Genomic DNA, 14,582 nt, shown 5'->3' on the forward strand with positions numbered 1-14,582 from the left:
TAGTTTTTGTCACAAATAGTTGATTTTTTAGTACAACTTTGTAGCGATTGGGGTTATGTAGGCATTATCTTTTTAATGACTCTTGAAAGTTGCTTTGTGCCATTTCCTAGCGAAGTTGTAATGATTCCTGCTGGTTATTTAGCACACAAAGGGGATTTAAATTTAAGCCTTTGTATAATATGTGGAATGCTTGGTTCGGTATTTGGGGCATTAATAAATTATTATATTTGCTTTTTTTGGGGAAAAGATTTTGTGTTAAAATTTGGTAAATATTTTGGCATTAACGAAAAGAAATTTTCCAAATTTGAAAAATTTTTTAATGATAATGGCGAATTTTCAACCTTTACCTGTCGTTTATTACCTGGAATTCGCCAATATATCTCAATGCCTGCTGGGCTTGTAAAAATGAAGCTTTTAAATTTTATCATTTTTACCGCTGCTGGAAGTGGAATTTGGGTAAGTATATTAGCCTTTTTAGGATATTTTATAGGGGAAAATCAAGAATTAATAGCCCTTTATTTAAAGCAAATTTTAATAGCACTTGTAATTTTTGTATTTTTTGCTAGTATTATTTATATTAAGATTAAAAAGCCTTTTAAAAAATCAAAAATTTAAAAGGGCGTTGCAAGATTTTTTATATTTATTAATATTTTGATTTTTAAGTTCTTTGTTACTGACTTGATAGCATTCTTTAAATTTTGGCGTTTTAATCACCTTAACATAGGCCTTTGGAATGGCTATTTTATTTTTAATAAATTTTGGTTTTTTATCATAAATAATTAAATTTAACACCTCCACCCTTTTATATTTTTTAGCTAATTGCCTAGCCCTTTTTTCTATCTTAGCCCATACGCCTGAGTTTAAATTTGAATTTTGTGGGGTTATATTACTCATTAAAAAGGTGCTTCTTTGAGAATAAACGCTATAAGAAAAAGAAGCATTTGGGGCTATATGACCTCTTTCATAGCCACTATTTTTATAATCAGACCAGGACGAGCGATACTTTTTAGCGATGTTTGTATCATCTTCAAATTTTGGTCTTTTTTTGAGTTGTTCTTTATATAAATTTAAAGCTAGAATTTCATAAGCTATAGCCTTTGTGCCCTTAAATGCGTAATCATAGCAATTTACATAAAAATATTTATCCATGATTAAAGAACAATTTTTTTTACTAAAAAAAGGCTTAAATTCATCACTCATTTCATATTTACAAAAGGCTAAATTTAAGGCTAAACAAAGGATAAAAAGGCATTTACGCATTATTCTTTTAAGACCTCTTTAATCTCTTTTCTTCTGTCACTTAATTCTTTTTTGCTTTTGTTAAGGTTGTTGTTAAGTTCGCAAATTTCTTTATATTCTGCATCGCTTGCAAAATCAACTTTTATATCATTTTTACAAATTCTTTTTTTATAATCTTCCACTCTTTGCTTAGCTACTTTTAAAGGGCTTTCAATGCCTTTTAACTTTGTTTGTATTTCATTTTTTATGTCATTTGCATAATCAACATATTCTTTAACCACTTCTATATCTTTTAGCTTTTCATCATCTTTATAAAAACTTATATTTTGCTTGCCATTTTTTTGAAACAAGACCACATAGCCATCCTTTCTAAAATCATAATTTACAGGCGTGAAAATGTATTTTGTCGTATTTGTAGAATTTAGGGTTTGTGTTAAATCAAGCACTAAATAAGAAAAATTTGAATAATCCTTTGAATGCGTAATCTTGCCATACAATAAGGTCTCCATTCTTTTATAAATTGCTAAATCATCAATCAAAGTTTTTTCTACCACAATATCATTTTTTAAAAGCTTATAACTTTCACTAGCCCTTGAATTTGCTATAAATTTAAAAAGATTGTGTTCAAAATCGCAAATAAAATATTCTTCTACTTTACCATTTGTATAATTTTGTACGATTTGTTGCAATACAAAGCTTCCTCTTTTATCCTTTATAAATAGTCCTCCAAGCCCATCAGCAAAGCCATCCTTGCAGACCCCATCCCAAAAAAAATTAAAACCCTTAGCATATATTTCATCAGCCCTATAAGCTATCTTACAGCTTTCTTCTTTATTTGTAGCTTGAATAAAAGATAATTTTGCATCATTTATTTTATTATCCTTAGCCTCTTTTAACCTTGCATTTTCAAAGTCTAAAATTTCTTTATAACTTACCCTTTCTAAACCAAACGCACAAAGTACAAAAACACAAATTAATAACAATTTTTTCATAACATTCCTTATTTTTAAACTAAATCTCACATAGAGCACGTAAGTAATTTGCCACTAAAATAACTTGATTAAATCTTATCAGCTTCGATTAATCTACTTAACTGCTTTGCTAACAAGGTAGCACTTGCCTCGTCCTTGCTAAGTGTTTTAATCTTTTGAGTAAATTCATAAAGTCTATCATCCATTATTAAATCACTTGCCTTAAATTTTGGTTTTTGCATTTCATTTTTTTTATCTTTTTTAAAAAACATTTTCAACCTTTATAAAATCTTGATTTATTAATTTTAGCTAAAATTTCCACAAAAAATTTTAAAAAAAGGAAAAAAATGATTTTAATCACTATTTTATGTGTATATACCTTAGTTTATTTAAGTATTGATTTTATTCAACTTAATTTTTTAAAAAAAGAAAGAGATAAAAAGGCTGAAATTTTAAGTCAAAATGATTATATAAATGCTGCAAATATTAGCATTGAAAACACTAAATTCAATATATTTTCTAATCTTTACACCCTATTTTTAAATATATTATGGCTAAGTTTTGGCTTTTTGTACTTAAAAGAGTTTTTAATACAAGAAAACTCACGTCTTGAAAATACCCTATTTTTGCTTATCTATCTTATAATACTAAGCCTTTTAACTCTTCCTTTAAGCATTTACGAACAATTTGTAAAAAACAAAAAACAAGGCTTTTCAAATATAGGCACAAAGCTTTTTATAGTGGATAATATAAAATCTTTAATCTTACTCATAATTTTTGGCTTTTTAATTATCTATGGTTTGCTTTTTTGCTATGATTTTTTTGCTTCTTTTTGGTGGTTAGCTGCCTTTATTTTTGCCTTTTGTATAATCTTATGCGTACAAATAATTTATCCTTTAATAATAGTGCCTATGTTTAATAAAATGCAAAAACTTGACGATGAAAATTTACTTAATGAAATTTCTTCTTTAATGAAACGTTGTGGCTTTAACTCAAATGGCGTTTTTGTAATAGATGCAAGTAAGAGAGATAAACGTTTAAATGCTTATTTTGGAGGGCTTTTTAAGAGTAAAAGAGTGGTTTTATTTGATACGCTTTTAAACGCCTTAAATCAAAGAGAATTAATAGCAGTTTTAGGACATGAATTAGGGCATTTCGTGCATAAAGATTTAATCAAATTATTAACAAGCAGTGCCTTAATGCTTTTTGTGCTTTTTTTTATCTTTGCTCATTTGCCAAATTTTGTTTATGAAGAAAGTAATTTAAACGAAGTTAACGCTGGTGTTTTCGTGCTTTTAATTATATTTGGACCAGTTTTTGTATTTTTTATATCACCTTTAATAAATTTTTTAAGTAGAAAAAATGAATTTAAGGCCGATGAACACGGGGCTTTAATGACTTCAAAAGAAGATATGAAAAATGCCTTAATAGCCCTTGCAAAAGAAAATAAGGCCTTTGTTAAAACAAGTAAAATTTATACCTTTTTTCATTTAACTCACCCGAGTATAAGCGATAGATTAAGGGCCTTAAATTGACAATAAAAAACGCCCTGACTCTTGCAAAATCAAGTCTAAATACTCACAAAGAAGAAGCTGTATTTATACTTTGTGAGTATTTGCAAAAAGACAGAACTTGGCTTTTTTTAAATGAAAATAAAGAATTTAATGAAAAGCCCTATTTTAAGTTAATAAAAAGATTTAAAAAAGGGGTGCCCTTTGAGTATTTATTTAAAAAAGCTAACTTTTATGGGCTTGATTTTAAGATTAAAAAAGGCATTTTAATACCTCGCTATGATAGTGAAATTTTATTGCTTAAAATATGTGAAATTTATAAAAAATATAAACCTAAAAAAATCCTAGAAATAGGCTTTGGAAGTGGAATTTTAAGTATAATTTTAGCTAAAAAATTTAATTGTAAAATAACTGCTTGTGATATTAGCAAAAGAGCTTTAAAAATGGCTAAAAAAAATGCTAAAATACACCAAGTTTCACATTTAATAAATTTTGTTTTAATGGATTTTAAAAAGATTAAGGGAAATTTTGATTTTATCTTTTCAAATCCACCCTATATAAAAAATACTTATAAGCTTGATAAATGGGTACTTAGCGAACCTAAAAAGGCTTTGTATGGAGGGGTTAGGGGATATGAAATTTTGCAAGATATTATTGATTTTTCTTATAAAAAAAGGGTTAAGTTTTTAGCCTGTGAATTTGGGCATGATCAAAAAGAAATTTTAAAAAAAATCCTTAAAAAAAAGCATTTTAAAGCAGAATTTTTCAAGGATGAAAATAATTTTGATAGGGTTTTTTACGCCATTAATACCAAGTAGAAACCTTTATATATTATGATAAATATTATTAATTTTTAAAAGGATATTTTTATGAAAGCTATAAATCTTTTTTTATTAGCAAGTTTAGTTGGCATTGAATTAATCTTAGGCATAGTGGTAGCCCCTGTTATTTTTTATCCACAAAATTTAATAGGAGACAATGTTTTAACACATTTTCAAAGTGGTTTAATGATGACAGAAATTTTCGTTAAATTTGGCTATGTTTTACTAGTGGTAAGTATTATAAATTTTATTTATGAATTATTTAATTTTTTTACAAATAAAATAACTTTCAAGCTTAAATTTTCAAGTCTCATGTTAAGTAGCATTATCTTAGTTTTAAGCCTTAGTTTTGTTTTTTATTTTACTGCTTACATAGTTGGCACACAAAATGCTGGTGAAAGTATGATTAATGATGAAAATTTTCAAAAAATTCACTCAGCTAGTGAGGTGGTGATGAAAATAATCGTTGTCGCACAAATGTTTTTATACTTTTTAAGCTACAAAATGGCAAAAAAGTGATATAATCTAATAAAACCACGAAAAGGAGTAGATTATGAAGATTAACAATGATGCAACTGCTTTGCAACAAAATTATTATCTTAATAATGCTCAACAGAGTTATGACAAGGCTTTAGGTAATATTGCTGCGATTAGGGCTATTAGTGGTGTTGATGGTGCAAATTTAGCCATTGCCGATTCTTTGAGAACTCAAGCTAGTACTATAGACCAAGGCATAGCAAATGCTTATGATGCAATTGGAGTTTTACAGATTGCTGATGCCAGTTTAACAGGCATTGCTGAAACTACTGATAGATTAAGCGAACTTTCTGTACAAATGAATAATGCAGTCTTAAATGATTCTCAAAAATCTATGTTACAAACTGAGGCTAATCGTTTGCAACAATCCATTGAAGATTCTTTTAATAACGCTACTTATAATGGTAAAAATGTATTTCAAACTATGAATTTTGTCGTAGGAAGTGGAGTAGAAAGTACTAGCTTAAATAGCATTGATAGTAGTGGTTTAGATATTAGCAATCAAGAAAGCATTGAAAGTTTTGTAAAGCAACTTAGTTCATTGCGTTCAGAAATAGGAGCAGGTATTAATGCTATTACTTCAAATATTAACGCAAGTGTGCAAAATAGCCTAAGTGCAAAAAGTAGCGAGGCAAATTTATTAAATGATGATTTAGGCGTTAATACTACTGAACTTAACACTGCTTATCTTAAAGAAAATTCAGCCGCCTTTATGATGGCTCAATCTAATTTAAATTTAGAAACTAAATTATCTGCCTTAATCGGCGATTAAGAGTCCTAAGGGACTCTTACCCCATATATTAAAAGCTTTAACTTGAAAATTTTTATTAATCTTCCTACTTGGCTTGGCGATTGCGTTATGAGTAGCGTTGCGTTAAAGGCTATTTTTGATGAATTTGTTGATGCTAAGTTCGTACTTTATGGTTCTTTTGCAAGTTGTGAACTATTTAAAAGCTTGCCAAACTGCGATATAATCGTGTCTGAAAAAAAACGTTATACTCAAATTTTAAAACTTAGAAACAAACTTGAAACATTCGACCTAGCCCTTTCTTTTCGTTCTGCTTTTTCAAGTAAGATTATATTAAATTTAATCAAGGCTAAAAAAAGATTTTATTTTGATAAAAATGAAAATAAAGACATGCATCAAGTTTTAAAATATATTTATTTCGTAGAAAAAAAATTAAATTTAAAGGTAAAAAATCTTAATTTATGGCTACCTATAAAGCCAATTAAAACAAATGAAAAAATCCTTGGCATAAACCCTGGTGCAAAATATGGCAGTGCAAAACGTTGGAATAGTGAGTATTTTGCCACTCTTGCTACGCATTTTAAGGACTATAAAATTTTAATTTTTGGCATTAAAAGTGAATTAGAACTATGCAACGATATTGAAAATTTACTTAAAAAAGAAAATAAAAATGTGCTTAATCTTTGTGGCAAAACTAGCATAAAAGAACTTTGTGAACACATTTCAAGCCTTGGTTTTTTTATAACAAATGATAGTGGTCCTATGCATATTGCAACAGTTTATAGAATAAAAACCCTAGTACTTTTTGGTCCTACAAATTTCAAACAAACTTCGCCTTTTAATAATGAAAACGCTAAAATAATTCATTTAAATTTACCTTGTATGCCTTGTATGAAAAGGACCTGTCCTTTAAAACACCATAAATGTATGCAGGATTTAACCCCTGATATTGCCTTAAATGTGGTTAATAAATATTTTAAGCTTTAAGCTCTCTTACATTTTCGAAAAATACCACTCTACCACTATCCTTGCTAAGTTCATTAAAGCTAACTATATCAAATTCAAGGCATAAAAAAGCAGAAGTTGCAAAATTTTCAACACATAAAGGACTTAAAAACTCGATAAGTTCACAGATTCCAGGATTATGCCCAACTACAGCAACCTCTGTTATATCATCGCTTAATGCTTGTAAAATGGTAAAAATTTCATTCGTACTAGCTAAATATAACTCATCCTTATAAATTATATTTTCACTATCAAAGCCCACAGCCTTAGCAAAACGTTTTGCTGTCATTTTTGTTCGTTTTGACGAGCTTGAAATTATGCTATCAAGCCTTATGTCATAATTTTTTAATCTAAAAGCAAGTCGTTTTAAGTCTTCCTTGCCCTCTTGTGTAATTTTTCTATCAAAATCATCGCAAATGGCGTTTTTTTCAGCCTTTGCATGTCTTAATAAATAAATTTTTTTCATCTTTTTCCTTTGATATAAAATTTAGCCAACAAATAACCACAAACAAAGCCAAAAATATGACCATACCAAGCCACATTTATACCCATTAATAAGGGTGCAAAACTCATTAATAAAACGGCTATAATTAAGCCCTTTAAGCTTTCTTTATCAATAGCAGCAAAGGCCCCTATCAAAACGCAAATTGCCCCACTTGCCCCGATTAAATTTGTACTTTGCAAGGAAAAATTATAATCAAAAAGTACATAAAAAGCACTTAAAAAAGAACAAAGCAAACCACCGACAAAGTATAGAAAACAAAATTTTAAGCTACCTAAAAATTTTTCTAAAATTCTACCAAATTGAAATAAAACCACCATATTTACAAATAAATGCATAAAATTTCCATGCACAAACATAGTACTTAACACCTGCCAGAAAAAATTTGCCTTAAAAAATAAGATATTAAGCCCTAGTAAAACATAAAATTCATCATCATAAAAAAGCATAAAAATATATATTAAAACATTAATTAAAATTATAAAATTTGTAAGCAAAAATACCCTTTTAAAGAAATCCCTTAATTGTTATAAATTTCACTTTAAATTCACATAAAATTTGCTAGAATAAAAACCAAAAAAATATAGGGATAAATTTTTGAAATTTAAATTTTTAATTATTAGTATTTTAATTAGCAAATGCCTTAGTGGAGGTTTTATACTATCCCCTGATGCTCTGCCTCAACTTGCAAAAGAATTTATAGCGAAACATTTTTCAAACGCTCAAATTGGCATGGTTCAAATGGATAAAAATACCTACGAGGTATATTTAACCGATGGGACTGAATTAGAATTTTACATTGATGGCAATTGGAAAGAAATTGAGGCTAAATTTAATGTAATAAGCTTTAATATACTGCCTCCAAATCTTGCAAGTATTATGCAAAATAATTTTCCAAACACAGCCATAATAGAAATCAAACGCAAGGCGAACTACTATAAAATAGAACTTACTAACCATTTAGAAGTTATAATGGACTTTAATGGGACTATATTAAATGCAAAATATGATTAAATTATTTTAATTTATAAGCTAATTCTATACTAAGTACTACATTTTTATGATATTTTGGAAAGTATTTTGACGCCTTTTTTATCACTTGAAGGCTGTTATTGTCTAAAATTTTATAATTTGAACTACTTATTATTTTTAAATCCTTTAACTCATTATTTACTAAACTAAATTGCACCCTTACAAGACCTGTAATCTTAGCATTAATGGCTTCTTTTGGATAATGCTTTTTAGCAGTTTTATTGATTATGCTTTTAACCTGACTTAAAAAATTATCATACTCACCGCTATCGCCTTCACCACCACCTTGTCCCACACTTGCTAAGGCCCCATAATTATTATTTATACTTGTATTTTGAGAATTTGGCGAGATTAAGGCTTGATTTATTTTTTGCTTTATCTTTTTTGGATCATTTTTTACTATTTTTTCTGGCTTTTTTCTTCTTTTTTTTTCTATAACCTTTTCTTTTTCTTCTACTAAATTTTCTTCTAAATTTTGATTTTCTAAACTTTTTTGTTCTAAATTTTCACTATTTTCATTACTTGCAAAATTCTTAAAAGAAAGAGTTATAATGCTTTGCTTAAAAGAATTTTGCACCTTAAAAATATCTACATAAAAATAACTTACATATAAGGGTAAAAAAACTATGCAAGTAATGATAAAGGCTTGAATTTTATGCATTTGGTCTAAAAAAATGCTTATGATAATTTGGTAAAACTATACTTTTAACATTGACATCATAAAGGGCATTTACATTTTTTTCATTTAAAATTTCATCTCTTAACCCACAGCACATGACCTCTCCACTTTTAAGCATTAAAATTTTATTAGATATATAGCAAGTATCAAGCTGATGAGATGAAAAAATTATACTTTTTTTAAGCTTTTTTAAAAGAATTTCAAGCTTAAAAACATAAGATAAATCAAGTGCACTCATGGGCTCATCAAGCATTAAAATTTCCCCATCTTGCAATATAGCCCTTGCGATTAAGCCGAGTTGTTTTTGCCCTCCTGAAAGGGTGTAAAAATTTTGATTTTTTAAATGTTGTATTTCAAGCATACAAAGTACTTCAAGTGCCTTTGCAATTTCAATTTTACTATAAGAAAAACCTTCACTTCTTGCATACCGACCCATTAGTACTACTTCAAGCAAGGTAAAAGGAAAGGTAATATTTTGAATTTGAGGTACAAAGCTTAAAATTCTAGCCCTTTTTATAGGCTTTAAGGTAGCTAAATTTACGCCTTTAAAAAGAGCTTGTCCTTGATAATCAATAACCCCTAAAATAGCCTTTAAAAGCGTACTTTTTCCACTACCATTTTGTCCTAAAATACACATAATCTCGCCACTATCAAGGCTAAAATTTATATTTTTTAAAATGCTTTTTTTGTCTATACTAACGCTTAAATTTAAAAGTTCTAGCATTGCAAGGCCTTTTTTTTGTTTATAAAAAGTATACTTGCAAAAATAGGAATTCCAAAAACGCTTGTAAGTATACCTATGGGTAGTTCAGTTTGGGTCATACTTCTTGCAAGTGTATCACAAATCAGTAAAAAACAGGCTCCAAAAAGGGCACAAAATGGCAACATTAAACGATGATTAGCCCCTATTATAAAACGGGCGATATGAGGCATTACAAGCCCTACCCAACCGATAAGTCCTCCAAGTGCCACACTAGCACTAGCTAAAAAGGTAGCTATTAGTATAAAAATAAGCCTTGTTCTTTTTACATTTATACCAAGACTCATTGCACTTTCATAATCTAAATTTAAAATATCAACAACCCTAGCACTTAAAATACAAAATATCAAGGCAAAGATTAAAAATAAGCTTAAAATGATTAAGGGTAATTCTTTTATAAAGGCTAGTGAGCCCATTAACCAAAAAACGATATTTGGCAAGGTATTATAAGGGTCTGCTAGAATTTTAATTACGCTAACCCCAGCCCCAAAAAAAGATGAGCTTATAATACCTCCTAAGATTAGCATTAAGATACTTTTATTTTTATCAAAAATCATAGATAAAAATAAAGAAACACACATTGCTAAAATTCCACAAATAAAGCATAAAATTTCTATGCCAATCGTAGAAAAGCCAAGTACCATGGCAAGTGCAGCCCCAAAACTAGCCCCACTTAAAACGCCTAAAATTCCAGGAGAAACTAAAGGATTAGCAATTACACCTTGATAAAGCGCCCCACTCATTGCTAAACTAGCCCCTACCACAATGGCTGAGATAATACGAGGAAGTCTTGTTTGAAAGATGATTAAGGTCTCGTTAGTGTTTTCATTTGAAAAAATTAATTTTAAGGCATTTAAAGAACTTATATTATAACTTCCAACCCCAAGGGCGATTATGCTTAAAATCACAAGTAAAATACATAAAATAACTATAAAATAAAGCTTATTCATGTAATTACTTAGTAATTAACGCATAGCCAAATTCCCTATGTTCACTGTAAGAAATTTCACCATTTTTTTCGTATTTTTTTAAAAAATCATGTATGATTTTTTCATTAGGTACCCCACCATTAGCCTCTACATGCCAAGACATGCTCTTAAACATTTCATCAAAGTCCTTTTTTTTGGTATGTGTTTTTGTAACATATTCAATTTTAGGTTCTTTTATATTTTCTTCTTCAAGCCAGGTTAGTACCTTAGAAAGCCCAAGGGGAGTTTTTAAAGCTAGGTTATGTAAGTTTAAAAGTTCTTCTAAAAAATCACTTTTCTTAAACCTACCCCAGCCTATATAACAGAAGCTTTTAATATTTAAATTTAACGCCTTTAAAAAGCTTTCTTTACTATAAAGTGCTGGGGTTAAGGATGCAAAGATAATATCTAAATTTAAAGGGCTTGTATCTAATTCATCCCAAGTGCACAGTATGCTTTTAACATTATTTATATTAAAATTTTTTGCGTCCTTATTTAAAATTCTAAGCATTTCATCTGAAATATCAGCTGCATAAACCATTTTAGCCCTATTTGCTAATTCTAAGGCATAACGACCCGTACCACAGCCTAAATCAAGTACATTTTTATCCTTAAAATCTACCCCATTATTCTCAAAAAAGGACAATACCTCGATAACTTCTTCGTTGTCCTTTTTAAATCTTGGAAAGTTTTTTGCCTTTGCATCCCAAAGTTCTTTTGTAAATTTCATTTAAGTCCTTGCAATCTTATATACGCATCATAGTTTAATTCTTGTAAGAATTCCTTATAAAATTCTTGTGCTATTTTTTTAGCTTCTTCATCACTAAAAAGTGTTGGCTGAGTCTTTGACATAGCCCATAATAACCCAACACTTTGCATTATAGTAGGAGGCCTTGTTAGCCAGTTACTAGGACTTGATGGTGCATAATAAATTTGTTTTTGCTTAACCGCTTTGAAATTTGCCCATTGTTTGCTAGGATTATTCATTAATTCCTTATAAAAACTAATCTCTCTTACAAAAATCATGTCAGGTTCATACTTGCTTAAAAGTTCAAAATTTACTTGCAACCTCCTTGCATTTTGCGTAAAATAAGAACACTTTATAGAATTCTCACCACCCATTAAAAAAACTAATTCTAAATTATCATTATCCTTAGCACATTGGGTTTCAAACCCGTTATATCCTTGTGCTAGATAAATTTTAGGTCTTTTTGTGATTTTACTTTGCAATGATTTTAATAAATCTTCATTTTTATGCAAAATTTTAATTAATCTTTCACCCCTTTCTTTAATATCAAGCTTTGAAGAAATTGTCCTTATAAGTTCGTCCTTATTACTATCATCTAGTAAAACGACTTCTACCTTAAAGCTTTCATATTTTTTCTTTAATTCTTCTGGGTAATTTTTCCCAGCAAAGATAAAATCAGGCTTGTAAGAAACTATCTTTTCAAAAGAAGCATTATAAGGCATACCAAGTACTGGTAAGTTTGCTACATTTAAGGGCATAAACTCAATATCTTCTTCATAGGGCTTATAATTTAGCCCTATTAAACCTTGAGGATATAAAATTTCAAGCAAAAGCGTTAAATTTGGACTTACACCAAAGACCTTTTTAGTATCTGCCATTAGTGGCAGTAATGCTAAAATTAAGATCAAAAATATTTTTTTCATACTTTTCCTTTAAAAATCATATTATACTAAATTTCAATAATTATATTCAAAGCCTGCTACAAAACTACGTCCGGGCATATAATTATTTTCACTATAATAATAATTCGTATCAAGCATATTATTTATCCCTACATAAATTTGAAAATTATCTATAAAGCGATAATTTGCCCTAACATCAGCTAAGGTTACGCTTGGAATTTCAGCGGTATCACTTTCCCAAAACTCACTTTGATAAGATACATTAAAGATAACATCCACTTCTTTTATAGGCTTTAGGGTAAGATTTGCGTTTATAATACTATTTGGAACGCCTAAAATTTTATGCCTTGACCCACTTCCACCAGCATCTAGGTATTCTTGGCTTGTCTTTTTTTGCACATAAGAATATGACCCTGTAAAGAAAATTCTATTATCAAACATAGCCTGTCTATATTCTAACTCACCACCATAAGAATAACCCTCTTTAACATTATCAGTCATATAACAACTAGAACCTTCTGCACATAAAGAATTATCAACGCTCTTATCAACCCACATATCAGTTAGATAATCATAAAAGGCATTAACTGATATTAAACTACTTCCAAATTCAAATTGGGCTCCAACTTCACTATTTATAACGCTTTCTGGGTCAAGATTTGCATTTGGCACAGCCCTACCCCAACGTTGAGAATATCTTTGTTTTTGAGTAGGTAGATTGCTTTTTTTACCTACATTTACATGCAAGGTAGTAATATCATTTACATAGGCATAAAGAATAGCTTGTAGATTATAACCCCAAATATGCGTCTTATCAGTAACAATACCATTATTAACAGCACTAGAAGAACTGCTATAATTAACATTTTCAAGGTCTGTAACATCATTTCTTTCATAACTTCCACTAACTACAAAACGAAAGGTATCATTGATTTGTTGTCCATATTCTGCAAACAAAGAACTAGTAAAATCTGAAATTTTTTCAAGTGGAGCATTTTGAACCCCGTTTAAATCTTGACTTTCTTCCTCGTGATTATCACTTCTTAAATTTGTACCTATTTTAAAGACCTTATCATCACTTATATCAAAATTTAAAACAAAAATACCACCTATAGTATAATCATCATAAATGGAGTTTCCTATTGCATTTCCTCCCAATGTTAAATTACCACTAGTATCAAGACTATACCTTCCATTCATTCTTAATTTATTATAAAAACTATCATAATATACCCTAGAATCTAAACTTATATTATCGGTAAAATGAGTGTTACCTAAGAAATAAACAGTGGTTTTATCATAATTTGGCCAATCCCACCAGTTTCCTCCATCTGTTGAATAAAGTCCACCCTTTTCACCTTCTTGATATATAACATTTAAAGAATATTCATCGCCGTTTTCTAACTCATATCCTATCTTACCTTTAAGGGTTGTATTTGTATAATAACTATTTCTTCTGTTTCTATCAGGTTGTAATTCTGGAATACTACCACCAGGTTCAAATTTATGTGAAAGTTTATAATAATCCCTATCCACATAAGAAACGTCAAATTGATAGTATAAATTCTCATCTTCTAGCAACCTACCTCCAATTTGAGCAGCCATTTGGTGTTCATTTGGACTTTCATAGCCATATTTAAGCATGGCCTCAAAGCTTTTAATAGGCTTTTGAGATACTATATTAACAGCCCCATTTTTTGTATTTAAACCATATACAGGAGAAGTATAGCCCTTTGAAATTAGAATTTGAGAAAGTCCAAAGGTAGTAAATTGAGACCAGTCAGTTTGTTTATCATATATAGAGTGTACTGGAATTCCATCTAAGAAGATACCAGGAGTACTTTCCCCTCTTATATAAATACTAGGTTCGCCCCTTTGAGAATAAGCCCTTTGATAATAAATACCAGGACTAAACCTTAAAGCAGATGCAAGATCCTTTGAATTTGAGTTTTCTATATCTTCTTTTGTAATGGTATGGACCATCTCATTTTCATCGGGTGTTTTTTGGGCTACGATTTCAACTTGACCTAGGGTATTAACGCCCTGGTTTGCCTTTTCATTAGTCTCATTTGCAAAAACACAGCCTACTAAAAACATACTAGTAACAAAACTTAATCTAACGCTTTTCATGTTTTATCCTTTTTAAAAATAATTTATAC

Annotated in this window: 18 protein-coding genes; 7 read left to right on the forward strand and 11 right to left on the reverse strand. The window is 29.2% G+C overall.

Features of this window, described 5'->3' with window-relative positions:
* Positions 1 to 6 precede the first annotated feature (6 nt).
* Positions 7 to 615, forward strand: coding sequence for a DedA family protein (locus tag FMM58_RS06175; RefSeq protein WP_150151897.1), 609 nt, complete (start codon positions 7 to 9; stop codon positions 613 to 615).
* Here the strand turns inward: FMM58_RS06175 and FMM58_RS06180 are convergent.
* The 3 genes from FMM58_RS06180 to FMM58_RS06190 all read right to left on the reverse strand — a co-directional run bounded on the left by FMM58_RS06180 (position 604) and on the right by FMM58_RS06190 (position 2,482).
* A complete protein-coding gene (locus FMM58_RS06180) occupies positions 604 to 1,260 on the reverse strand; it encodes a DNA/RNA non-specific endonuclease (RefSeq protein WP_150141081.1) in 657 nt (218 codons plus the stop codon). The genes FMM58_RS06175 and FMM58_RS06180 overlap by 12 nt on opposite strands.
* On the reverse strand, positions 1,260 to 2,231 hold the full coding sequence (locus tag FMM58_RS06185) for a hypothetical protein (protein WP_150141083.1): 972 nt from the start codon (positions 2,229 to 2,231) through the stop codon (positions 1,260 to 1,262). Before FMM58_RS06185 ends, FMM58_RS06180 begins: the two co-directional genes overlap by 1 nt.
* 68 nt (positions 2,232 to 2,299) lie before the next feature.
* Positions 2,300 to 2,482, reverse strand: a complete 183-nt coding sequence (locus tag FMM58_RS06190) for a molybdenum cofactor biosynthesis protein (RefSeq protein ID WP_150141085.1) — start codon at positions 2,480 to 2,482, stop codon at positions 2,300 to 2,302.
* A gap of 75 nt (positions 2,483 to 2,557) precedes the next feature.
* Between FMM58_RS06190 and FMM58_RS06195 the strand changes: the two genes are divergently transcribed.
* From FMM58_RS06195 to FMM58_RS06215, 5 genes are read left to right on the forward strand one after another with little or no spacing between them, the layout of a single operon-like run.
* Positions 2,558 to 3,745, forward strand: coding sequence for a M48 family metallopeptidase (locus FMM58_RS06195; protein ID WP_150141087.1), 1,188 nt, complete (start codon positions 2,558 to 2,560; stop codon positions 3,743 to 3,745).
* Positions 3,742 to 4,539 carry a HemK/PrmC family methyltransferase gene (locus tag FMM58_RS06200; protein ID WP_150141089.1) on the forward strand — a complete coding sequence of 266 codons (798 nt, stop codon included), beginning with the start codon at positions 3,742 to 3,744 and terminating at the stop codon, positions 4,537 to 4,539. Before FMM58_RS06195 ends, FMM58_RS06200 begins: the two co-directional genes overlap by 4 nt.
* Positions 4,540 to 4,590: 51 nt before the next feature.
* Entirely contained in the window at positions 4,591 to 5,061 is a 471-nt protein-coding gene (locus FMM58_RS06205) for a DUF4149 domain-containing protein (RefSeq protein WP_150141091.1), read from the forward strand.
* A gap of 34 nt (positions 5,062 to 5,095) precedes the next feature.
* Positions 5,096 to 5,851, forward strand: a complete 756-nt coding sequence (locus FMM58_RS06210; RefSeq protein ID WP_150151885.1) for a flagellin — start codon at positions 5,096 to 5,098, stop codon at positions 5,849 to 5,851.
* Positions 5,852 to 5,893: 42 nt separating this feature from the next.
* Positions 5,894 to 6,814, forward strand: coding sequence for a glycosyltransferase family 9 protein (locus tag FMM58_RS06215; RefSeq protein WP_150151882.1), 921 nt, complete (start codon positions 5,894 to 5,896; stop codon positions 6,812 to 6,814).
* Here the strand turns inward: FMM58_RS06215 and FMM58_RS06220 are convergent.
* Positions 6,804 to 7,298, reverse strand: a complete 495-nt coding sequence (locus FMM58_RS06220) for a SixA phosphatase family protein (RefSeq protein ID WP_150151879.1) — start codon at positions 7,296 to 7,298, stop codon at positions 6,804 to 6,806. The genes FMM58_RS06215 and FMM58_RS06220 overlap by 11 nt on opposite strands.
* On the reverse strand, positions 7,295 to 7,831 hold the full coding sequence (locus FMM58_RS06225) for a rhomboid family intramembrane serine protease (protein ID WP_150151876.1): 537 nt from the start codon (positions 7,829 to 7,831) through the stop codon (positions 7,295 to 7,297). Before FMM58_RS06225 ends, FMM58_RS06220 begins: the two co-directional genes overlap by 4 nt.
* 100 nt (positions 7,832 to 7,931) lie before the next feature.
* On the opposite strand from FMM58_RS06225, the gene FMM58_RS06230 reads away from it, so the two are divergent.
* Positions 7,932 to 8,348, forward strand: coding sequence for a PepSY-like domain-containing protein (locus FMM58_RS06230; RefSeq protein WP_150141101.1), 417 nt, complete (start codon positions 7,932 to 7,934; stop codon positions 8,346 to 8,348).
* 1 nt (position 8,349) lies between these two features.
* Here FMM58_RS06230 and FMM58_RS06235 read toward each other — a convergent pair whose 3' ends face one another.
* Genes FMM58_RS06235 through FMM58_RS06260 form a run of 6 tightly spaced genes read right to left on the reverse strand, consistent with a single transcriptional unit; the run spans position 8,350 to position 14,553 of the window.
* On the reverse strand, positions 8,350 to 9,027 hold the full coding sequence (locus tag FMM58_RS06235) for an energy transducer TonB (protein WP_150151873.1): 678 nt from the start codon (positions 9,025 to 9,027) through the stop codon (positions 8,350 to 8,352).
* Positions 9,020 to 9,769 (reverse strand): ABC transporter ATP-binding protein, encoded by a 750-nt coding sequence (locus tag FMM58_RS06240; RefSeq protein WP_150141105.1) that lies wholly within the window; start codon positions 9,767 to 9,769, stop codon positions 9,020 to 9,022. The genes FMM58_RS06235 and FMM58_RS06240 overlap by 8 nt, the downstream gene beginning before the upstream one ends.
* Entirely contained in the window at positions 9,763 to 10,755 is a 993-nt protein-coding gene (locus tag FMM58_RS06245) for a FecCD family ABC transporter permease (protein ID WP_150141107.1), read from the reverse strand. The genes FMM58_RS06240 and FMM58_RS06245 overlap by 7 nt, the downstream gene beginning before the upstream one ends.
* Positions 10,756 to 10,759: 4 nt before the next feature.
* Positions 10,760 to 11,503, reverse strand: coding sequence for a class I SAM-dependent methyltransferase (locus tag FMM58_RS06250; RefSeq protein WP_150151869.1), 744 nt, complete (start codon positions 11,501 to 11,503; stop codon positions 10,760 to 10,762).
* Entirely contained in the window at positions 11,500 to 12,444 is a 945-nt protein-coding gene (locus FMM58_RS06255; protein WP_150141111.1) for an ABC transporter substrate-binding protein, read from the reverse strand. The genes FMM58_RS06250 and FMM58_RS06255 overlap by 4 nt, the downstream gene beginning before the upstream one ends.
* A 33-nt stretch (positions 12,445 to 12,477) precedes the next feature.
* The gene (locus FMM58_RS06260) at positions 12,478 to 14,553 is read right to left on the reverse strand and encodes a TonB-dependent receptor plug domain-containing protein (RefSeq protein ID WP_150151866.1); all 2,076 of its coding nucleotides are present in this window, start codon (positions 14,551 to 14,553) and stop codon (positions 12,478 to 12,480) included.
* Between the last annotated feature and the right edge of the window lie 29 nt (positions 14,554 to 14,582).

It is taken from the genome of Campylobacter sp. LR291e (assembly GCF_008633915.1).
GTDB lineage: Bacteria > Campylobacterota > Campylobacteria > Campylobacterales > Campylobacteraceae > Campylobacter_D.